Origin of the sequence: Bacterioplanoides sp. SCSIO 12839 (assembly GCF_024397975.1) — a bacterium.
Classification (GTDB): Bacteria; Pseudomonadota; Gammaproteobacteria; order Pseudomonadales; family Oceanobacteraceae; genus Bacterioplanoides.
Map to the genome: position 1 here is coordinate 2,667,350 of NZ_CP073745.1, position 22,260 is coordinate 2,689,609.

The 22,260-nt window shown below is 47.9% G+C and carries 18 protein-coding genes and 2 tRNA genes; 9 read left to right on the plus strand and 11 right to left on the minus strand.

All coding sequences use genetic code 11. The features are described from left to right. Positions 1 to 91 precede the first annotated feature (91 nt). Positions 92 to 487, plus strand: coding sequence for a 2-amino-4-hydroxy-6-hydroxymethyldihydropteridine diphosphokinase (folK, locus tag KFF03_RS12280; protein ID WP_255857214.1), 396 nt, complete (start codon positions 92 to 94; stop codon positions 485 to 487). On the opposite strand, the gene KFF03_RS12285 is transcribed toward folK, so the two are convergent. The 4 genes from KFF03_RS12285 to KFF03_RS12300 all read right to left on the minus strand — a co-directional run bounded on the left by KFF03_RS12285 (position 477) and on the right by KFF03_RS12300 (position 4,241). Continuing rightward, entirely contained in the window at positions 477 to 1,202 is a 726-nt protein-coding gene (locus KFF03_RS12285; protein ID WP_255857215.1) for an SDR family NAD(P)-dependent oxidoreductase, read from the minus strand. The two genes, folK and KFF03_RS12285, sit on opposite strands and share 11 nt — an antisense overlap. Positions 1,203 to 1,252: 50 nt before the next feature. Beyond that, entirely contained in the window at positions 1,253 to 3,817 is a 2,565-nt protein-coding gene (locus KFF03_RS12290; protein ID WP_255857216.1) for a penicillin acylase family protein, read from the minus strand. A 212-nt stretch (positions 3,818 to 4,029) separates the two neighbouring features. After that, positions 4,030 to 4,106, minus strand: a tRNA-Met gene (locus KFF03_RS12295). A 58-nt stretch (positions 4,107 to 4,164) separates the two neighbouring features. Next, positions 4,165 to 4,241: transfer RNA gene (locus KFF03_RS12300), tRNA-Met, on the minus strand. 211 nt (positions 4,242 to 4,452) lie between these two features. On the opposite strand from KFF03_RS12300, the gene KFF03_RS12305 reads away from it, so the two are divergent. Together KFF03_RS12305 and KFF03_RS12310 are read left to right on the plus strand one after the other, a co-directional pair. Further along, complete coding sequence (locus KFF03_RS12305; protein WP_255857217.1) at positions 4,453 to 5,505, plus strand: AraC family transcriptional regulator; 1,053 nt, start codon at positions 4,453 to 4,455, stop codon at positions 5,503 to 5,505. Positions 5,506 to 5,628: 123 nt separating this feature from the next. Then, positions 5,629 to 6,075, plus strand: coding sequence for a thioesterase family protein (locus KFF03_RS12310; RefSeq protein ID WP_255857218.1), 447 nt, complete (start codon positions 5,629 to 5,631; stop codon positions 6,073 to 6,075). A gap of 94 nt (positions 6,076 to 6,169) precedes the next feature. On the opposite strand, the gene clpB is transcribed toward KFF03_RS12310, so the two are convergent. Beyond that, positions 6,170 to 8,782: an ATP-dependent chaperone ClpB gene (clpB, locus tag KFF03_RS12315; protein WP_255857219.1), complete on the minus strand. Its 2,613-nt coding sequence runs from the start codon at positions 8,780 to 8,782 to the stop codon at positions 6,170 to 6,172. 394 nt (positions 8,783 to 9,176) lie between these two features. On the opposite strand from clpB, the gene KFF03_RS12320 reads away from it, so the two are divergent. Then, positions 9,177 to 10,046, plus strand: a complete 870-nt coding sequence (locus tag KFF03_RS12320) for a DMT family transporter (protein ID WP_255857220.1) — start codon at positions 9,177 to 9,179, stop codon at positions 10,044 to 10,046. A 146-nt stretch (positions 10,047 to 10,192) separates the two neighbouring features. Further along, positions 10,193 to 11,086, plus strand: coding sequence for a LysR family transcriptional regulator (locus KFF03_RS12325; protein ID WP_255857221.1), 894 nt, complete (start codon positions 10,193 to 10,195; stop codon positions 11,084 to 11,086). A gap of 111 nt (positions 11,087 to 11,197) precedes the next feature. Here KFF03_RS12325 and KFF03_RS12330 read toward each other — a convergent pair whose 3' ends face one another. Continuing rightward, positions 11,198 to 11,650: a thioesterase family protein gene (locus KFF03_RS12330; RefSeq protein WP_255857222.1), complete on the minus strand. Its 453-nt coding sequence runs from the start codon at positions 11,648 to 11,650 to the stop codon at positions 11,198 to 11,200. A gap of 287 nt (positions 11,651 to 11,937) precedes the next feature. Here KFF03_RS12330 and KFF03_RS12335 point away from each other — a divergent pair, with 287 nt between their 5' ends. Beyond that, complete coding sequence (locus KFF03_RS12335) at positions 11,938 to 14,199, plus strand: carboxy terminal-processing peptidase (protein ID WP_255857223.1); 2,262 nt, start codon at positions 11,938 to 11,940, stop codon at positions 14,197 to 14,199. Between the two features lie 72 nt (positions 14,200 to 14,271). Here the strand turns inward: KFF03_RS12335 and KFF03_RS12340 are convergent, their stop codons facing one another. Both KFF03_RS12340 and KFF03_RS12345 read right to left on the minus strand, forming a co-directional pair. Further along, positions 14,272 to 14,523, minus strand: coding sequence for a hypothetical protein (locus KFF03_RS12340; RefSeq protein WP_255857224.1), 252 nt, complete (start codon positions 14,521 to 14,523; stop codon positions 14,272 to 14,274). Between the two features lie 173 nt (positions 14,524 to 14,696). Next, a complete protein-coding gene (locus KFF03_RS12345) occupies positions 14,697 to 15,839 on the minus strand; it encodes an ATP-NAD kinase family protein (protein ID WP_255857225.1) in 1,143 nt (380 codons plus the stop codon). Positions 15,840 to 15,964: 125 nt separating this feature from the next. Between KFF03_RS12345 and KFF03_RS12350 the strand changes: the two genes are divergently transcribed. Together KFF03_RS12350 and KFF03_RS12355 are read left to right on the plus strand one after the other, a co-directional pair. Beyond that, a complete protein-coding gene (locus tag KFF03_RS12350; RefSeq protein WP_255857226.1) occupies positions 15,965 to 17,344 on the plus strand; it encodes a PhoH family protein in 1,380 nt (459 codons plus the stop codon). 156 nt (positions 17,345 to 17,500) lie between these two features. Then, the gene (locus KFF03_RS12355; RefSeq protein WP_255857227.1) at positions 17,501 to 17,911 is read left to right on the plus strand and encodes a hypothetical protein; all 411 of its coding nucleotides are present in this window, start codon (positions 17,501 to 17,503) and stop codon (positions 17,909 to 17,911) included. 59 nt (positions 17,912 to 17,970) lie between these two features. On the opposite strand, the gene KFF03_RS12360 is transcribed toward KFF03_RS12355, so the two are convergent. From KFF03_RS12360 to KFF03_RS12370, 3 genes are read right to left on the minus strand one after another with little or no spacing between them, the layout of a single operon-like run. Beyond that, positions 17,971 to 18,984: a hypothetical protein gene (locus KFF03_RS12360; RefSeq protein ID WP_255857228.1), complete on the minus strand. Its 1,014-nt coding sequence runs from the start codon at positions 18,982 to 18,984 to the stop codon at positions 17,971 to 17,973. Positions 18,985 to 19,020: 36 nt separating this feature from the next. Next, a complete protein-coding gene (locus tag KFF03_RS12365; protein WP_255857229.1) occupies positions 19,021 to 20,166 on the minus strand; it encodes an acyl-CoA desaturase in 1,146 nt (381 codons plus the stop codon). Between the two features lie 18 nt (positions 20,167 to 20,184). Beyond that, positions 20,185 to 21,363 (minus strand): flavin reductase family protein, encoded by a 1,179-nt coding sequence (locus KFF03_RS12370; RefSeq protein WP_255857230.1) that lies wholly within the window; start codon positions 21,361 to 21,363, stop codon positions 20,185 to 20,187. A gap of 410 nt (positions 21,364 to 21,773) precedes the next feature. Between KFF03_RS12370 and KFF03_RS12375 the strand changes: the two genes are divergently transcribed. Further along, positions 21,774 to 22,124 carry a DUF3302 domain-containing protein gene (locus KFF03_RS12375; RefSeq protein ID WP_255857231.1) on the plus strand — a complete coding sequence of 117 codons (351 nt, stop codon included), beginning with the start codon at positions 21,774 to 21,776 and terminating at the stop codon, positions 22,122 to 22,124. The last annotated feature ends 136 nt before the right edge of the window (positions 22,125 to 22,260 follow it).

Sequence of the window (22,260 nt, forward strand, 5' to 3'; positions counted from 1 at the left end):
TTTAGACAGAGAGCTTTTTACATATTTTGCATTTGTCACAATGTGATGGCTCTGGTAAAAAAGAACCTCAAAAACACAATGAGAGCTGATCATGTATTTGCTGGGATTGGGCAGCAATATTAATCCACAAGATAACCTGGCAGAAGCGATCCGGCTTTTGAATAACTATGGCGTGGTTCGCCTGACCTCTCCGGCATTAGAAACTGCACCTGTTGGCCAGAGCTTCCATCATTCTTTTATGAATCAGCTGGTGATTTTCGACTGCGATTTATTACCCAATCTGTTAAAAGTTCGGTTACAAAAAACAGAAACTCAGCTTGGCAGAGAAGCAAAAAATCCAGCGAGAAAAGACAAAGACCGCACAATCGATATTGATATTTTATATCAGGGTAATTCCGAACACGACTGCCTGCATGCTGAATTAGAAGATAGCTATAACCAACAGGTTCAAAGCCATTGGTTACAGCAACTGCAGCTTAATTATTAAACGTCTGATCGTACCGGTTAGCCACAAACCGGCCACCATCAACCCGCATGACATTGCCACAAACCGCCTGACTTCCAGCCAGATAATCACAGGCGTCAATAATCGCCTGGTAACCCAACTCTTGTTTAATCAGAGATTGTGATAACACCATTTGCCGATAGGCTTCGGAGTGCTCGGGCAAAAACTGAATGGGCCCCGGCTGAATAATGTTGGTACGCACCTGTGGTGATAACCGCTGTGCCATGCTCAGCGCCCAGTTTTGTAAGGCAGCCTTTGAAGCGCAATAAACTGAAAAACGCTCATTAGGGATTTCACTGTAAATATCGGAGATAACCGTCATCCATGACGACTCATCCCACAGACCGCTGAGCGCTTCCGTAATCATCATCGGTGCATACACATGCACCGAAAAATGCTGCTGAAAATGATCCTGAAAGTCAGTGTTATTCTGAGCTGCAACTCCATCGGCAACAAAACAAGAAGCGTTGTGAATAACACCACAAAATGGCGCATACTGTTTCAGTGAATTGCATAATTGAGCCACATCGGATTGACTACTGAGATTAGCCTGAAGTGTGACAAGGTCAGGATGCTCGTCCAATTCATTCACCGTATTAAAATGCGCAATAACACGGTAGCCACATCCCAGATAATGTTCAGCTAATAATTTGCCAAGTCGTTTGCCGGCTCCGGTGATCAGTATGGTTTGTTTCATGACTGCCTCATATAGCTGTTCTCATCTAGTGCTTTATTATGACGCCGTTATTACTCATCAGCCACGACTTTTAACAAGGTGTGTGGATAATAATGTTGCTGAACTTTTTCATCCGAATTAATCGGCAAATTACGGTTTTTCTGACTCAACCATAAATCGATGCCGTCGTCGTAATGGGGTGATGCCGGATTACCGGATTGCCCCCCCGCAACTACCAGATGCAGCGGCTCTTCTTTGCTGAAATCAACGATCATTCTCATCGCCGGAATATTCCAGACATTATGATCACTGCCGAGATCATAACCCGCGACATTTAAAGTATTGCGATTGCCGCCCGCAGGGTATGGCCCGCGATCAGTATAATCCGCGAGTTTATCCACCGCATACGCTTGTACACCCGACATATATTTTGCCATTTTGGTCGAGTTGGTTTGCCAGTGATACGTTAATAACGCTCCCCATTGCCATTGCGACGAGTCGCTTCCCAGTTGTTGCTGCAAATAGTCGTAAGCATCCACGGCAGCCTGAACAATAATATCGCTTTCCTGTTCCTGTAATTGCGGGGTTTTAACGTTATCCCAGAATGGCGCGCCTTCACGGCCCAGCACATGATCCTGATACGCCGAATAAGCACGACCATTCACCGACATAAATACTTGCCATAAATGGGCGTCTTCCGGCCCGATTTCATCGAGGAATATCGCCCGGATCAGACTGTATTCCAATGCTCCCCAGATGGCGGCATTGGCGGAGTTTTCCTGCATTTCGCCATTAAATTCCATTATACGATCAAGAATAAACCGGGCGTTCTGCTGTTGTTGATCACTGAGCTGTAACAATGACGATTCAACTTCCTGGCTGACATCCGCGTCACCCCAACGCTGCTGAACTTTGGCTAAAAACAGATCTCGACGATCCGACTGCATGGCTTCCATGCTGTGGTAATCGTGGAGTTTGGGCGTTGATAATAATTGTGCAATCCGTTCAGAACGCTCCGGGTAATACCAGGAGCTGGTTAACGTTGGGGTAAAGCCCGCATCAACCGTGCGATGGTTGCCTGTACCCAGCCAACCTTGAGCCGGATTCTGACGACGCGGCGTGTGTTCACCTCCCCATGGCCCCTGCCAATCATAGTCTCCACTCCAGCCAGGGCTTGGGAAGTGCCCTGTTCCCTGTTTGCGCAGCGGGTAATTACCAGTTATTTGCCAACCGATATTATCTTTATCGCCATACACAACATTCAGATGAATAAACCCCACCCCATCCAGCGAGCGTTCAATTTCTTCAATATTTTTTGCTTGCCCTAACTGAAAAAAGGACTCGATTGTTTTATCCGGATACTGTGCCGTCCAGGAAACGGCCAAACCATACTCCACGTTTAACGGCGGCGGGATAATGGCATGTTTTGAGGGCACAGCCAGAGCATTGTTTAACAACGGGCCATGACGAGTGGACTGAACCGTAAATTCAACGTCATCCTCCCCTTTGACCTTAATAATTTCCTGCCGCTCTTCAACCGGATACCAGCGATCCTGATATAAATACTCTCGGACTCCATTGTTATCACGCAGCTTTTCAATAAAGACGTCCTGAGTATCCGCCATCACCATGGTTTCACCCCAGGCAATATGACCGTTATAACCGGCTACTAAGGCGGGCACGCCTGCCAGAGTAATTCCAACCCCTGAATATTCCGGACTTTCTACCGCCATCAATGTCCAGGTCGATGGATGGGTTAATAACAGATGCGTGTCATTGGCGACCAGCGACGCATTATGTTTGGTGCGGGTTTTATGCACCGCCCAGTTATTAGACGCCGCAATACCCTGGCCGTTGATCGCTTTTAATTGTTGCTCAACTTTTTTAAGTTGATCGATTTGTTGGTTTAAACGGGCCATCGCCTGTGCATCGGACTGCGAGTCGAATAAACCCGCCGTTTTTTTCGCTTCAGGAAAATCAATGGCTTCGTCAGGGTATATCGGCGCAAGATAAGCCGCTTTCTGCCAGCCAAACTGTTCAGCAAACTGTAAAAAGCCTAATTCTTCATGAAGATTAAAGCCGACACCCAGATTCAGTAAGACAAAAATTCCGATGGTATTACTTGGATGCCAGGCAGCTGGTTCATAACCACTCAGCGTTAATTCCAGTGGCAGATTATCATCATGCTGTTGAATATAGGCGTTCACGCCATCCGAAAAGTGCTGCAAATGTTGTTTCAGCTCATCGCTTAAGGCGGCGTAACGATCTTCTATCACCTGAGTCACGCCCAGTGTGCGCATGTAAACGTCCATATCAACGGCCATCGGGCCAACCATTTCACTCAAACGGCCACGTGCAAGCAGGTTCATTCCGGTCATTTCGGCTAAGCGGTCTTGTGCCATGGCATAGCCGATTCCAAACGCAAGGTCTGACATTGTCTCCGCTTTAATGTAAGGCACACCAAAATCATCACGCCGGATAGCAACTTCATGCTGTAATCCAATTACCTGGACTTCAGTGCCTGGCTGATCCAGATTTTTTTCTGCCAAATAACCGAACAGGCTATCACAACCGCTTAATACCATTGCCAACGACACGACACCCACTGCCTTGCCGAATACCCGAACCAACGCCATGGTGAGATCCTTTTATTATTGGATTTATTAAGTACGCGATTATGGTATTTGCCGCTGACTGACGACAGGGGGAATTCAGACAGAATTTAGATTATCAGCAAGGACATATTCGATAGGGGCGCCTAGCTGGGGACGCCTAGCTCGACGACCGCTCAGGTCGGCGGTAAATTTCAGATACAAAAAAACCAGCTCATGGCTGGTTAATTTGAAATTGGTTGCGGGGGCCGGATTCGAACCGACGACCTTCGGGTTATGAGCCCGACGAGCTACCAGGCTGCTCCACCCCGCGGCAATTTTGTGTCTGACATGTTGTTAACAAACCAATTATCGAGCAGTAAAGATATAATTGGTTGCGGGGGCCGGATTCGAACCGACGACCTTCGGGTTATGAGCCCGACGAGCTACCAGGCTGCTCCACCCCGCGTCAGAGGCTGCGCATAGTACGCAGATCAGTACCCTGTGTCAATACTAACAACTTGAAAAAGCTAAAGTTTTTTAAAACTTCCGTTACTTATCAGGAATTTCATTATCAGCCCCGAGAATTACTGAAAACAATCAATTTGGGTACTAGCCTATTATCAAATCTGGTGGTAGCTTATTTCAATACCAAAAATAAAAACAAAAGCATCACAATCATGAGTCAACGCACCCCCAATACCATGGCAACGGCGGCCCTACAGCCTTTGTTCCGTTTATTGGAAAGTAAAGGCTACGCCAGCAGCGAGCTGCTGAAATCAATCGGACTGAATTCCAATACCATCAGCACCACACAACGGATCTCAATCCACGATTTTGACCGCTTGCTGGAGCATTGTAGCCACTTGATCGATGAACCAGCCATCGGCTTAGCGGCTGGCCAGCGTTTAGAGCTGCCGAATTTTTATTTGCTCGGCTTCCTGATCAGCAGCTGTCAATCTGGCCGCGAAGTATTGGCCATTCTGAGGCGCTATTATTCACTGATCAGCGATTCTCGTTCTCCGGATTTTTATATTGGTCAGGAATCCATCAAAGTGCTGTTCTACGTCAGCGAAGGACAACATTTTGGCAGTCAGGCACGCGCCGAGTTTGTTGCGGCCGGTATCCATAGTATCGGCAAAGCCATTGGTGGCAGTTATTATCGCCTCAAAGGCATTGGTTTCCGCAGTGCTCCGCCGTCATACCGCCACAAACTTGAGGAATATTTTGGTGTACCAATCGAGTACAACCAACCTCAAAACTGGATCTCTACCGACAGCAAACACCTTGATTCACCATTGATGTATGCCAACCCGATGTTGGTTCATACATTGAGATCGCAAGCCGAAGACAACCTGTCTCGCTTTAGCCACTTGCAAGCCTTCAGCCGTAAAGTGATGTACGTCCTGCATCAATGGCCTGAATCGGTCGCCATTACGAAAACCGCCGTTGCCGCGCTATTAAACACCAGCAGCCGCACGCTGACCCGACGATTGCAGGAAGAAGATTGCCAGTTTTCAACACTGGTAAAAGAAGTTCGCCTGGAAAAAGCCAAACAGGCACTGGAGCAGGATTCTGCTGATGTGCAGCAACTGGCTCTGGATCTTGGTTTCTCAGATCGACGTGGCTTTGAACGCGCGTTTAAACAATGGACTGGGGAAACTCCCGCAGCATACCGCAGAAATTATCGCAATCAGGGTGCACCGCTGGAGCGAATGGCCGCCATGGTTTAACCTGCATGGCTTAAATTCAGGGTTTACATCAACGGCTTGTTTATTCAATCCGTCCTTAATTGACTTTAATTCCGCATCCCGTCTGACGCATAATCACCGCTTTGTTTTTACAGAGCGATGATTATGCGTGAATCTCATCACGATACTGTTTTACTGAGCACAACTTTTGAAGTTCGCTGGTCCGATTGCGATGCCAATAAGCACATGCGCCACAGCGCTTATGCGGATATGGCTGCTCATACCCGGGTTAAATATCTCGAATCACTGGGGTTAACCGACCAGTGGATGAAAGAACATCAGATTGGCCCGGTTTTATTCAAAGAAACCACGGAGTATTTCCGTGAAGCTCACCTGAGTGATGTGCTCACCGTTAATGTTGAAGCCGGAGAGCCAACAGGCTCGGATAAAACCATCACTCTGGTCTGTAACCTGTACAAAAGTGATGGCGAGTTAGCGGCCAGCGTCAGTGTGTTATCAGCCTGGATTGATCTGGTGAAGCGCAAGGTGGTACCCGTGCCAGAGCCAGTTCACAACGCTCCGGTTTACCAGCCAGCTTCGGCAACCGTGTAATCATGCCTAAACCACGATCTGGATTTCCAGACCGTGGTTTTTCTATGATTCAAAGACACAAACAGTGCTTCAAATGTCACAATCAGTGTGAGCGTTAATTGGCTCGAAAGATCAACTGACCCATCTCACCGTCTACATCCGCTTTAATGGTTTGTCCCGCAACAAACTTGCCACCGAGAATATCCTGCGCCAGTGGGTTTTCGATCCATTGTTGAATCGCACGCTTCAAAGGCCGCGCGCCAAATACTGGGTCGTACCCCACATCCACCAGCTTACTGATGGCTGCATCGGTTAATACCAGCGACAGATCACGTTCACGTAAACGCTGATGCAATAGCTGCAGCTGAATTTCAGCGATGCCACGGATCTGTTCTTTCTGCAGTGGGTGGAACACCACCGCTTCGTCAATGCGGTTGATAAATTCCGGACGGAAATGTGTACCAACAATACCCATCACAGCTTCGCGCATATCTTCATAATTGGCCTCAACACCTTCTTCTGCCGATGCGCCTGCCAGAGTTTGAATCACATCCGAGCCGAGGTTAGACGTCATCACCAGTACGGTATTCTTGAAGTCGACCTTGCGACCCTGACCATCGGTCAGCTGACCGTCATCCAGTACCTGCAGCAAGATATTGAATACATCCGGATGTGCTTTTTCGACTTCATCCAACAAAATCACAGAATACGGCTTACGACGAACGGCTTCGGTTAAATAGCCGCCCTCTTCATAGCCAACATAACCCGGAGGCGCACCAATCAAACGAGCTACCGAATGTTTTTCCATATATTCCGACATATCAATGCGCACCATGGCGTCTTTGCTGTCGAACAAGAATGTGGCTAACGCCTTACACAATTCGGTTTTACCCACCCCGGTTGGGCCCAAAAACAGGAAAGAACCGTTAGGTCGATTCGGATCACTCAGGCCAGCACGGGAACGACGTACCGCATTGGATACCGCCGCAATGGCTTGTTGCTGACCCACAACAGAATCGTGCAACACGTCTTCCATGCGCAGGAGTTTGTCGCGCTCACCTTCGAGCATTTTGTTTACCGGTACGCCGGTCCACTTCGAGACCACTTCGGCAATTTCATCTTCGGTTACTTTATTACGCAGCAGACTGAATTCCTGCGCACCCGCTGCTTCGGCTTCGTTGGCGGATTCAAGCTGCTTTTCTAACTCTGGAATGGTGCCGTATTGCAGCTCGGACATGCGCTGTAAATCACCACTACGACGTGCGGCTTCCAGGTCAAGTTTGGCTTGCTCCAGCTGTTCTTTAGACTTAGACGCGCCTTCCAGCAGGGATTTTTCCTTCTTCCAAACTTCCTCGAGTTCAACATAGGCACTGCCCGCTTTGTTGATCTCTTCGTTTAAACCAGACAGACGCTTACGTGCCGCATCATCTTTTTCTTTTTTCAGCGCTTCGCGTTCAATTTTTAGCTGAATTAAACGGCGCTCTAACTTATCCATTTCCTGGGGCTTGGAATCAATTTCCATCCGAATCACAGATGCCGCTTCATCCACCAGATCAATGGCTTTATCCGGTAATTGACGATCGGTGATATAACGCTGGGATAATTTAGCCGCAGCAATAATCGCGCTGTCAGTGATCTGCACCCCATGGTGCACTTCATAACGTTCTTTTAAACCGCGCAGAATGGCAATGGTGTCTTCTTCAGACGGCTCATCCACCAGCACTTTCTGGAAACGACGTTCCAACGCCGCGTCTTTTTCGATGTACTCGCGGTATTCATCCAGTGTGGTAGCACCCACACAATGCAGTTCACCGCGCGCCAGTGCTGGCTTGAGCATATTACCGGCATCCATAGCACCGTCGCCTTTACCGGCGCCAACCATGGTATGTAATTCGTCGACAAACAAAATGATGCTGCCATCGTGTTTGGCAACGTCTTTTAATACGGCTTTTAAGCGCTCTTCAAACTCGCCCCGGTATTTAGCACCAGCCACTAAAGCGCCCATATCGAGCGATAAAATACGTTTATTTTTCAGGTTCTCCGGCACTTCGCCGTTGATAATACGCTGGGCCAGACCTTCAACGACGGCAGTTTTACCCACCCCAGGCTGACCAATTAATACCGGGTTATTTTTGGTACGGCGCTGCAATACCTGTACGGTACGACGGATTTCATCATCACGACCAATGACCGGGTCCAGCTTGCCTTCTTCCGCCCGTTCGGTCAGGTCAATGCAATATTTATCCAACGACTGACGGTTATCCTCGGCGTTGGCATCATTCACGGCTTCGCCACCACGCATCTCTTTAATGGCTTTTTCTAAGGGCTCGGCTTTTAGCCCAACGTCTGCCAGTGCTTTGCCCGCTGCACCTTTATCTTGTAAGGCAACCAGCAAGAAAATTTCGCTGGAAACAAACTGATCTCCACGCTTTTGTGCTTCTTTATCCGCCAGATTTAATAAGCGCCCCAACTCTTGCGCTAACTGGATATTACCGTCCGGGGAGCTGACTTTTGGCTGGTCATTCAACACCGCGCGCAGAGCACGCTCTAACTCAGGTACGTTAACACCTGCTCGGCGAATCACATCCTTAATCGAACTGTTGGTTTGCTCCAGCAATGCCAACAACACATGCACGGTATCAATCTGATTGTGATCCTGGCCGAGCGCCAGACTCTGACTCTCGGCCAGCGCGTTTTGTAAACTGGTGGTTAAACGATCCATACGCATAATGAGATGACTCCTCGATCTTGTGACCCAATCGTTTTGTTAATCGCGTTCTTAATTGTTACTAAGCTATTTGCGGGCTGATTAGTTTTTTTCAAGTAAAATAGAAAAAAGTTTATTTTTATAAATAATTAATATCTGATAAGGCATTAACATTAGGTGTTCCAGAAGACATTAATAGCAGCAACATGGATGTTGCGGGCGCATCGCAGGCGCAGGGACGCGCCTTGCGATGGGTGCGGCTAATGTCTTTGGAACATCTAATGTTCAACGTGATCACCCGGAATACTTTATAATCCAATGCCTTAAATAATACCTACCTCTTATATAGCTCTGCTTTTGTGAATTTAAAGGTTCAACAAAAGATTCGCTTGAGGTGAATCAACCGGAGTCCCCCTTGTCCAGCTCAGCCCCCGTGTCTCAACGTGATGCCATTCGCCTCGGCGCGTTGTTTCTGATTGGCGGTGAAGCACTGCTGGCGATCATGGGCGCCTTGATCAAATTTGTCTCTGACGAGCTCTCTACCGAGCAGATTGTGTTTTTCCGCAACCTGGCTGGCCTGATCATTCTGATTCCGATGGTGCTGCGCCAGGGCCCGTCCCTGCTCAAGACATCGGTCTGGCACTGGCACCTGATGCGCGGCCTGGTAGGGGTCACCGCGATGTATTGTTACTTTTGGGCGATTGCCAACATGCCGTTAACTGAGGCTTTTCTGGTCAAGCTCTCCAGTCCGTTATTTATGCCATTGATAGCCTGGCTCTGGCTGTCGGAGAAATCGGGCAAACACAGCCTGCTGGCATTGCTGGTTGGCTTTACCGGCGTTGCTTTTATATTACGCCCTGGCGGTGATGCTGCGTTTACTTATGCCGCATTGATTGGCTTACTCGGTGCTTTTCTTGCGGCTTTGGCAAAAGTCACCATTCGAAAGCTGTCCGTGACCCAGGAACCCAGCCAGCGCATTGTGTTTTATTTTGGTGTGATTGCTGCGACCGTATCCTTTCCTGCAGCACTGGCGAACTGGCAGCCTGTTCCACCATCCTATTGGTTACTGCTGTTTCTGATCGGTGCGGTTGCCACCTTTGGCCAGCTGGCCCTGACCAAAGCCTATAAAATTGCACCAACGGGGAGTGTTGGTGTGTACGCCTATAGCGCTGTTGTCTATGGTGCTTTGATGGGCTGGTTGTTCTGGGAGGAAGTGCCGCTCTGGAGCACCTGGCTGGGAGCCACACTGATTATCGCCTCAGGAATCATCAATTTGCGTAAATAACGCCAAATCTGAACCTGAAATCACAAATGTCATTCCTTGCATCCGCTTAGACATAAGTCTCGCGTTACAAAAAATCACTCCATTATTTCCTAAAAATCCAATATAGTGGAAATATCAACACCATTAACCACAATGAGTTAATAATAATGTCACGTATCGATTCCCTGCAAACCTTTGTTTCCGTTGTACGTTCCCGTAATTTCACATCCGCAGCCGACTCTCTGGGCGTGACACCATCCGCCGTCAGTAAGCAAATCAGTAGTCTCGAAGAAAAGCTGGGCGTCCGCTTACTGAATCGTACCACGCGTTCTGTCAGCCCAACCGAAGCCGGGCAAATGTTTTACCAGCATTGTGAAAACATTCTTGAATCGATCACCGAGGCGGAAAAGCTGGTTACCGATTTTGACGTCACACCACGTGGGCGTTTGCGCATCACCGCCATGTCGAACTTCGGACGACGCGAGCTGGCACGCATCTTTAACGACTTTTCTGAGCTCTACCCTGACATCAGCTTTGAGTTACATATCTCTGACCGACCGGTAGACATCGTCAAGGAAGGTTATGATTTTGCCTTGCGTATTGGCACCCTGGAAGATTCCCGCTTAATTGCCAAACCCGTTGCGGAACAAAAAATTGCGGTTTGTGCGTCACCTGAATATCTGCAGAAATGGGGCACCCCACAATCGTTTGAAGACATCAACAACCACCGCATTTTATTGGTCGCTAATGCCGAATACGCGCGCATTAACTGGTTGCGCCAGTTTGAAAAAGATCACGGTTTCACGCTACAGAATATTGAACGTAAATTAACCGTGAATGATATTGATCTGGTCTATGAAGCCTGCCTCAAAGGCATGGGCATCACTGCTCTTCCGACCTATATAGCAGAACGCCATTTGGAAAACGGAGAATTGATCCAACTATTCAAAGAAGCAGATATTCCGGTACGAACCATTAAAGTGGTATTCCCACAAAACCGTTATCTGGCGAATAAAAGCCGGGCCTTCCTGGATTTTATTACTAACTATTTTAATGACTGAGCTATTTTAACGACTGACCTGCTTGGCTTTGTCTAATTTAAACTAACAATCCAACCATAAAAAACCTCTTATTCTCACCTGAATAAGAGGTTTAATCAGATCACCATAAGTTTACTCGGTAATCACTGTATCCAGTAATTCCGGGGCACAACGTTCGTAAAATACCTTGGGAATACGGGCAATTTTACGTTCATCGTAATCAAAAAACACAATGCCGGTTTTGGCTAATGCAACCACTTTATCTTCATCGCGGTTTTCTACCCGATAAATCACATCACAGCCGTATTTATTAAAGTCTGTGAGACCAACATGAAACGTCAGATGCTCACCAACAAAGGATTCTGCCTTAAACGATACAACAATATCGGTAACCATAATGCCCAAACCGGCAATATTAAATTCACCCATATCGTGGCGACGCAAAAAACGCAGACGAGCTTCATGCAATAACGAAATCATACGGTCATTACCAACATGATTGCCGTAATTAATATCCGACACCCTGACATCCAGTTCGGTTACAAACGAAAAATCGTCAGGCAATTCGAGTTTTACTCTGGCCACTAAAGGACTCCTGCATAGCCAGCCGCTTCTGTCTTTGATCCACAGCTGGTTTTTATCCAATCATAAACCCGGGAAGAATAGCGGGTTCTGGTCTAATATGACTGACACAAGTCAGCACATGATGTAAGGCTTTGTAAACAATTTGGACTGCCCCGGCCTTAAAGATGACAGCCCAGTTCAGATACCGTAGCATCAGAGGTGCGGCATCATAGCGACCCATTATGATTGGTACAACGCGACTTTATATATAATAACTGAATACAGTAACCCGAAAATCGGCGACTTTTATGCGTTTTATTTCTTATTGTTATACCCGGATTAAACAGTACGGCCACATCAAGCAGTACAGTCACATCAAACAGTATAAGCCGATCAAGCCATCTTCACGTTTGAATAAACTGGCCAAACACGCATTATTGATTCCGTTCGCTTTTGCTTCGGCTTCGGCATACAGCTCCATTGAAACCATTGAGCCAGGTACCCCATTTAAGCCTTTGGAACCCACCCGTACACATTCTGTTACCAGCCAGCAGATTATGAATAACCTGCTCAGCGGACATTATGAGCACCGCCGTTTGAATGACGACTTATCCTCAAAAGTTCTGGATATTCTGCTGGATGATGTTGACGGAACACGCAGCTATTTTCTCGCCTCAGACATTCAGGAATTTGAACAATATCGCACCAAGCTGGACGATGCGCTGGCACGTGGTGATATGAAGCCTGGCTTTCTGATTTTTAATCGCTACGAGCAACGGGTTTCTGAACGTTTATCTTTCCTGCTGAATGAATTAAAAACCAATGCCAACAGCTACACCTTTGACGGCAAAGAAACGTTAGAACTGGATCGCGAAGAAGCGCAATGGGCAACCACCAGCCGTGAACTGGATAGCCTTTGGAAAAAGCGCCTGAAAAACTCCATGCTCAACCTGAAGCTGGCGGGCAAAGAAAAAGAAGACATCATTGAGCTGTTAACCAAACGTTATCAGAATCAACTGAACCGGGTTCACCTGACAAAACCCGAAGATGCCTACCAAACCTTTATGAATGCGGTAACGCGTTCGTTTGACCCCCATACGCAATACTTTTCACCTCGCAACACCGAAAACTTCAACATCAATATGAGCCTGTCATTACAGGGGATTGGTGCCGTTTTACAAACAGAAGACGAACACACCAAAGTAGTACGACTGGTACCAGCAGGCCCGGCTGATAAGGCTGAAAATCTGGAACCGGCCGATAAAATCATCGGTGTTGGCCAAAATGAACAAGGTGACATTGTTGATGTCATTGGCTGGCGTCTGGATGAAGTTGTTGACCTGATTCGTGGCCCGAAAGGCACCACAGTGCGGTTAGAAATTCTGCCCACCAGTGGTAATGGCAGTGAGAGTAAAGTCATTTCGATTGTTCGGGATGAAGTCAAACTCGAAGAGCAATCGGCACAAAGCGAAATTATTAATATTCAGAGCGGTGACCCGGAGAATCCGACCACTCGTAAAGTGGGTGTCATCGACATTCCGACTTTTTATATCGACTTCCAGGGCCGCATGGAAAACAAGCCGGATTACCGTTCAACCACCCGGGATGTTGCCAAGCTGATTCAGGACCTGAAGCAGGAAGGTGTTGAAGGTTTAGTGATTGATCTGCGTAATAATGGCGGCGGTTCCCTTGAAGAAGCCATTTCATTAACGGGTCTGTTTATCCCAACCGGGCCGGTGGTACAAGTACGCAGCATTCGTGGCCGCGTGGAGGTCTTACAGGATCGCGATCCAGGCGTGTTATACGATGGCCCGATCACAGTGCTGGTGAATCGTCTCAGTGCTTCGGCTTCAGAGATTTTTGCCGGTGCCATTCAGGATTATGGACGTGGCTTGGTTGTCGGTGGCCAAACCTTCGGTAAAGGCACCGTTCAGTCACTGCGCCCGCTACATCACGGCCAATTAAAGATTACTCAGGCTAAGTTTTACCGGGTCTCTGGTGACAGCACCCAGCATCAGGGGGTGATTCCTGACATCCTGTTCCCGTCATTATTTGATAAAGACAAAATTGGTGAGAGCGCGCTGGATGAAGCTTTGCCATGGGATACGATCCGCCCGGCTGAGCACAACCAATCTGGTGTATTAACCCAGCTGGTACCGTCATTGCGCGAAAAACATCAACAGCGTATCAGTGATAATCCAGACTTCTTGTTTATGCGTGAACAAAAAGCACTGATTACCGAGCTGCGTGATAAAACTCAGGTATCACTGAACGAAAAAGTACGGAAAGAAGAACGTCAAGCCAATGATGACCGCCGCTTGGCGCTGGAAAACAGCCGCCGTAAAGCGAAAGGTCTGGAGTTGCTGGATAGCCTTGACGATGAGGAAGAGGAAAAACAACCAGCAGCTTCTGAAGACGTTCAAGCAGAAGCAGACAATGCTGAGAAAACAGACGAGGAAGAAAACGAAGAAGAGGATGCGGTACTGGTAGAAGCCGGTGAGATCTTACTCGACTATATTCGTATGACCACTCCACAAGAAACCACCGAAGTGGCGCAACGTAGTAATTGATGACATCTTAACGATTACATTTAACTCGGGTACACAACCGCAAAGCTATTCTTGCTCGGTTGTGTGCTCTGTTCAGCAAAACAGTACGTCATCTTCCCATAAGTCGACACTCTGATGTTCAGCTTCACGCACATTCATTTCCATCTTAGCCATATCTAATAATTCACGAAGATCAGCGTCGGGCAATGATCGTAAATTCAAATGGCGAAACACACGCTGCTCTACCAGGCTGTTCTCAAAGCAGCCACGATGAGCAGGCCCTAAACCAGATACAGTGATTGGGTCACCGTTTAAAACATCAGCTTTACAATAAACACACTTCATAACACGGCTTCGCTAACAATTGCTCCCAGAGGTATGACCGAAAAAGGTGAACAATTGTAAAATCAAAAGCCAAAAGCCGCGTAGGCAATTTGTGTTGATATTGTAATTAGATGTATTTATGAACCAATAGTACCTCTTATACAGCTATTGTCTCGTTTGTATAAGGCAGAAGATCAAACAACGGGTTGTACGACCTTATCCCGGTAGCCGGTAATGACTTCCAGCGTCCCCGCCCATTGCTGGTTTAATGCCGCATCACCAGAGTCAACAATCAAAGGACGGCCATTCAGTTCGGTCAGCTTAGTTTTCGTAGAAACCAGCTGCACATTGGTTTTACCCAGCTGTTTCAGCACCGCAGCACTGAACTGCTGATTGCCCCGGCCAATAATATGCCCTTGCCCCCCCATGATACTCAACACCGCTTTCCGGCTTGGGTAACGCTCAAACAACTGCAAAATGCCCTGCTCATTGAGATCATTGGCAATCGGGTCAATATGGCCATCGTTATCGACATAAACCGCATCAACCCCGAGCAAAGTGTTGTCGAAACCCAGATCTTCCATAATCGCCTGAGTGGTTTTGCCCGAACCAATTAAAAACAAGGTGGCAGGCTGGTCTTCCATTTCTTCCCGAAGGAAAGCGGCGATATCCGCCAGGACTAATTCTTCGGACTCGACTCCCCCCTGCTTCACCGCCTGAACAAAATGGCCAACCTGAGGAACACGCAACTCGCCGTAATGGCGAGCCACTACTTTATCCTGGCGAAAGGCTTCTTCATCCAAGTCGCGAACTTCAGACTCTTTAATATCCACCAGGCCACCATTCAGTAAGGTATTCAATACCTCTCCACTGGCCTGTGGCGTGACGCCATATACACCCGAGTGGATTTTTACTCCCGCCGGTATACCCAACACCGGAATATCACCGTGTTCACACTCTGCCAGCGCCGCCAGAATATCCCTTGCGGTGCCGTCTCCGCCGGCAAAAACTAAAACATCCGGCTGCTGCTCGGCCATCAGGGTAACGGCATGCTGAGTATCTGCAGCGCTGGTTTGTTCTTTCTCCGGCATGGGCAGCAACGAATAATCAAAGCCCAGCTCATCCAGTACCGACTGCCCCATATCGCCGGGACAGGTTATAAAGCGACACCGCGCTTTGTGTTCGGACAAACCGCTCAGTGCATCAGAAGTTCGTGACATCGCCTTTTGTTGCGCGCCACGACGAAACGCTTCTTCGACCATCTGGTCACTGCCTTTGAGGCCAACAGCGCCGCCAATGCCCGCATAAGGGTTAATGATCAGGCCAAATGTAATCATTGTTGATTCCGGTGCATTCAAAAACGCCATTATAGCCATCAAAAAACGTAACAAAACAGACACTTGCAATGCTATCCGAAAGCCAACATAGTGAATTGAGTTCAAGGACAAACGAGACTCACTTTATGGCCGCAACAAAATCTGCAACCAAGCTGTACGTTCTCGACACCAATGTGCTGATTCACGATCCTCAGGCATTGCTGAATTTTGAAGAACATCAGGTCGTGATTCCCATGACCGTTCTGGAAGAGCTGGATAAGCTCAAAATGGGAAAAGCAGCCATAGCCACGGATTGCCGTGAAGCCATTCGTCAAATCGACAGGATTATTGGTGATGCCAGTCCAACCGAAATCGCCAAAGGCGTCCCGATTATTCGCCCGGATGGCGGTAGCCAGGGCCACTTCTCCATTCTTCTCGATACCTTCACCTCACCCAGCCGCGCACTCCCTTCCGATCTTAACGACAACAAAATCATCAACAGCCTGGTAAGCCTGCAGGAAAAACATCCGCGCCGGGAAGTGGTGTTGATCACCAAAGATATCAATATGCGCCTCAAGGCAAGAGGCTGTGGCGTGGGCGCCCAGGACTATCAGAATGACCAACTGCTGGATGATGTGTCGCTGCTGGAAACCGGTTACCACAGCTATATCGACTCGTTCTGGGACAGCCAGAGTGAAGTAGAAACCTTTCATGATGAAACCGGCACCTACCACCGCATTCCCCTCAACAACCTGCCGGAGGAGTTATACCTCAATCGTTTTATCTTTGATGAAAAAGGCTTTGTCGCCAAAGTTGTGGCGCTCGAAGAAACCACCGCGGTATTACAGGATTTACCCGCCGAACAGCTGATGAACCAGAATGCCTGGGGGTTAAAACCTCGTGATATTCCTCAAGCCCTGGCACTGAACCTGTTGCTCGACCCGGACGTTGATCTGGTTACCCTTACCGGTCAGGCGGGCTCGGGTAAAACCATTCTGGCGCTGGCCGCAGCGATTGAAATGACCGTCGCCACCAGCCAGTTCCGCCGTATTATTGCCACCCGCAGTACCCGTGGCCTGGATGAAGATATTGGTTATCTGCCCGGCACCGAGGCCGAAAAAATGGAGCCTTGGCTGGGCGCTATTACCGATAACTTAGAGGCGTTGCACAGTGATGATGAGCACTCACCGTCGAGCGTCGACTATATTCTGCAAAAAGTGCCGTTGCAGTTTAAATCACTGAATTACATTCGCGGCCGCAGCTTTCAACACAGCCTGATTCTGATTGATGAATGCCAGAACCTGACCCCGCACCAGATCAAAACCATTATTACCCGGGCCGGTGCTGGTAGTAAGGTTGTGTGCCTCGGTAATCTGGCACAGATCGACACCCCTTACCTGAATCCAATCAGCTCAGGTCTGACTTATCTGATCGAGCGTTTTAAAAACTTCACTCAGGGTGGCACCGTACATCTGGAAGGCTCACCGCGCTCCGTGTTAGCCGAATACGCTGAAAACCACCTTTAATCACCAACCTCTTCCTCAAATCAGGCGCTGTTTCTTGGCGCCTGACTTTGACGATATAAGAATCATGAACTATATAACTATGACTACTTTAAATTCTGCCGCCTGATTGGCCGGAATTTCCACTCACCCACCTCCGGAAAATCCACGGAAGGTTGTATGAAAAAATTGCTGTTAGCCGCGTTATTGGCCACTTCGGTTGAGGCCATGGCCGAAGAAAAAATCTACGAACTGGAATTTGAAACGGACTCCAACTGGACCAGCCTGGAAATCCGTGACGATGCGGTGTTTGTCAATGCACCTGCCGGACAAAGTATGAACGTAACCGCCAAAGATGGTTTACGCTCGTACACTATTTCACCGAAGAAAATCCATTTACGCTCCCGCACCCGTGGTTTGGTGAATATGAATTTATTCGTGAAATCGAAAAATAATGTTCTTGGCCTGATTATCTGTAAAGGCTCACCGAGCAGCTACACCTGGATTAAATCAGAACAGTCAAAACAGAAAAACGATCTGAAGAAAAAAGATCATTGCGAACAAGCGGCTCTGGTTCTGAACTTGTTCTGATTTATCTGAGAGCATAAAAGAAGCCGGTATTAAGCCGGCTTCTTTCATTTATCCATCCGTTACCAGTTAACAAACTTCATGCCTTCACAAAACGGTCGACCTTGATGAACTTGTGTGATCTGGCCATCTCGCATTGAGCGGCGAAAAATCCGACAATCTTCACTGGTGCTGTAATACAAAAAGCCTGTTTCAGGACTCACCGACAACCCCACCGGGTCTTTTAACAGGCCTGGCACAATCACTTCATACCCGGCCTCAAGATTATTCAGATCTACCCGGCCAATAAATCCGGCTGGCAATGTTTCGCCAATAAATTCGTTACCTTCACCACGATCAGTGAAATACAAATGCCGGTTGATGTGATCAATATCGATTTCCAGCAACATACCTTGCTGATAAGTCACAATCCGACTGGCTTGTTCGGCCAAATTGGCAGGAGTAATTATATGCTCTGCATTAACCGAAGCGCGCCATATGGTATTGGTAAACCGATCAGTCCAGTAAAACTGCTCGTGGGATTCATCAACCGCCACGCCAACAAACTGGTGCTGATTTTCAGGAAGGCTGGTGAAATCGACTAACACTTCAAGCTCAGAGGCTTTTTTAATACCTGCCATCGGAACGCGGTAGATACGTCGCCCTTCTCTGTCGGCAAAATAAACTTGCTGATTCACTTTATCCAATGCCAGTTGCTTGGGAGTCCGTATTCCCAGGCCATCGGGCACGACATACGTGAGATTGGTCAATTCCCCCTTCTCGATGTCGGCACTCATCAGGTTGCCGTTACCGTCATCCATCAACCTCATATTGGTGAAATAAATGCGCTTATTTTCTTTATCAATTGCAACAGCATCAGGACTGAATGGATTAAACAGAATTTTTTTGGCGGGGGCACTGCCATCTGCAGCACCGGCATAAAGCCCCCCAATAACCGGAGAGGCATTGACCCAGTATAAAACCGGGCCGGAGTGATCAAACTGACCAAAAGAAAACGCACCTCTTGCCATCATACCCGCCAGAACGGCAACAATAACAACGATCACAAACAACAGGGCATACACTAGTTTTTTCATTCAGACTCACCTTGAATAAGCTGAGCTGAACCCCGTTCAGCTCGCCGGTAGAGTACCGCTCGACTGCTGTTTTTTATCCGGCAGTGAGTAACGCAGCACCCGCTTCACAACGGTCAGATATTGATGCCCAAATGATCCGGTGTTGTAAGGTATGTGGTACTTATCACACACCTGCTGAACACGCTCAGCCATCCATACATAATGGCGCGCCGGAACATCCGGGAACAAATGATGTTCAATCTGACAGCTCAGGTGACCCGTTAATATATGGAACCAACGCGCACCTTCCAGGTTGGACGATCCCAGAATCTGGCGATAATACCATTGGCCGCGGGTTTCATCTTTGCAGTCATTTTCGTCAAAGGTGTGAACCTCTTCGGTGAAATGACCACAAAAAATAATGGTGGAAGTCCACAGGTTTCGCGCCAGGTTAGCAATAACGTTGCCCAATAAAATCCATCCGGCAATGGCCAGGCCAAACGGCAACACTAACAAGGGAAAGAAAATATAGTCCTTAAACACCTGCTTGTTAATTTTACTGAAGAAGTCTTTTTTCAGCTGTGTCCGACTGATCGGCAAGTGGCTTTCGCTGCGGCGTTTGCCAAAGAAAATACGCTCAGCCGCCAGTTCGTGATACGCCACACCCCATTGAAACAATAAACTCAGGTTCAGGTAGGTAAAAAACTGATACAGGTTTTTGGGGCGCCAGGGAATATCGTCACTTAAACGTAACAAGCCATAACCAAAGTCACGGTCTTTGCCGATGATATTGGTGTAAGTGTGGTGTTCATGGTTGTGATAACGCTTCCAGGAATCACTGTCGGCGGCGATATCCCAGTTAAAGTGACGGGAATTGATATGCGGGTCATTCATCCAGTCGTATTGACCGTGCATTACGTTATGGCCAATTTCCATATTATCGAGGATTTTCGCCAACGATAATAACGCCACTCCTAAGCCCCAAACTGCCCACCACAGCGAATTAAAGGGTGGCACAAATCCAAGCACCATCAATACACGACCAGCAATTTCGCAGCCTCGCTGTACTCGTATCACATTGCGGATATAGTCGGCATCTTTCTGACCACGCCGGGCCAGTGCTTCATCACGGATTTCATCCAGCTCCTGCTGAAATGCATTTAAGGTTGCCTCATCCGGGCGCTGTTCAAATGAAGTTGTCATAGTGAGAATTCCTTAAAATTATAAATCCAGCGCCACATCCGTGACGGGCACAGAGACACATAATTGAATTTCCTGAGGGCCGGTATCCGAATACTGCTGGGTCTTGGTGTTGTACACCACGCCACTTTGCTTTTTGCAGATACACTGGTGGCATACCCCGATACGACAGCCACTGACCGGCTTAAGATCCGCCTCTTCTGCCAGTTCCAGCAGAGACTTAGGGTGCTCTGAATCACTCAATAGCTGTACCGAAGACGTGGTACAGGACACATGCTGCTGACCTTCAACACCGTCTACCTGATCAATCGGGGCCGCACCGAAATATTCGAAAGCAATACGCTCAGCGGCAATACCAGCTAGCTCGGCCTCCTGCCTGGCCAACTGAATCATCGGCGTTGGCCCACAAATCATGACCTGAAGTTCTGGGTTCAGAATATCCACGGGCAAGTCACTGAAATGCTGAGCCTGGATAAAACCCACCTGCTCGCCATTCATCAGTGATAAGGACACATGCTTCTGTTCTTTCAACAAACGCTCAAACTCATGACGAAATAGAAACTGTTCGTCATTACGAGCGTAATACATTAAATGCACCGGGCGGGATTCACCCGTTGCCTGCAGCTGCTGCAACATTGACCGGAACGGAGTGATACCACTGCCACCGGCAATCATCAGAACCGGGGCGCCATTGCCTTTTTCAGCGGCTATATGCTCCAGTGTAAAGTCACCAAACGGCGCTGAAATATTTGCCAACCCTCCCTGTACAAAATGCTGTTGTAACCACGGAGTGATGGCTCCCTGATCCTGTACACGAATGGTGAGTTCAATCAGGCCGGTTTTGCGGAAATATTCCGGTGATGACGAGATGCTGAAGGTACGATGGCTACGAACCCCGTCTTTTTCAGTGATCAGCTCAATGTGCTGGCCGGCCAGAAAGCGCTCTTTAACCCAGCCTTTTTGTGGCCGAATCACCAGAGTAAAAACATCGTCAGTCTCATTACGTGATGTCAGGATGGTGGCACGGCTATACACACTGCTCCAGTTAGGTACCAGCATTTGCATCAGCGGTTCGAAATAATAAGAAAAACGCTTATCCTGAGTCAGGCTTTCTGCCAGCCAGCTCCAGGCTTTGCTCTCACGTACTCTTTCCATAAGTGATAATGACTGGCGGCTTCTGCCATCGATCAGTGTCGTCATAATAATCCAGCGGTTGGTGAACAATCGTTATTGTTAAATTATGTATCACTTTGTACCTTTCTGTGATCCTTAAGTCCAATGGCGCCCTGCCATTTCACTGATCTGGCCATTCAACCAACCGGATACCATGTAAGTAAACACCAACCTGAAAGGCCACAGCGCTCAACACCTTAACCTGATGATCGTTGCAGCTTTGTCATTAACAGCACACCTATTAATTCCCATAGGGAAATAATGTCTTGCATAAAACTCCTGCGCATTGGCACCACTCAGCCTGAATCGGTCAGTTAAAGCCACAATCCATGATTTGATAACTTTTAACAGGCAAGCTGGCTCGCAATCATGCTCAGCTGGGATATACTCGCGCCTTAACGAATATTCATTTACCACTCAATTAGCAGGGATAAACAATGACCACAGGATTTGAGTGGGTGGCACTCGCCATCCTTCTGTTAGGCATCACCATGGTGATTTATGCATTAGTCTGGCTCCATGGCATTCCTCATCACATTGCCGAAAACAACGATCACCCGCATAAATCTGCAATTCATGTTGCTTGCTGGCTGAGTGTTTTCACCTTACATGCGTTATGGCCGCTGGTGTATCTGTGGGCCATTTTGCCGGAGAAACGTTTACAAGTAGACGTAAACCGCAGTGACGATGGCCTGGCTGAGCGCATCGAAAAACTGGAAGCTCAGCTGGCACAAACTCAATCAGCTGACTCACAGCAACAACAACCATTACAACAACAGGGAAGCTAAACCATGCTTGAGTTAATTACTGCCATTTATGGCCTTGGCTGCTGGTTGTTATTTAAAAAATTCCGTTTGATTCCAATCAATGATTACACCGTAGTGACCGCAGTTCTGGTGCCGATTGTGGTCTACTTTTTTGGTT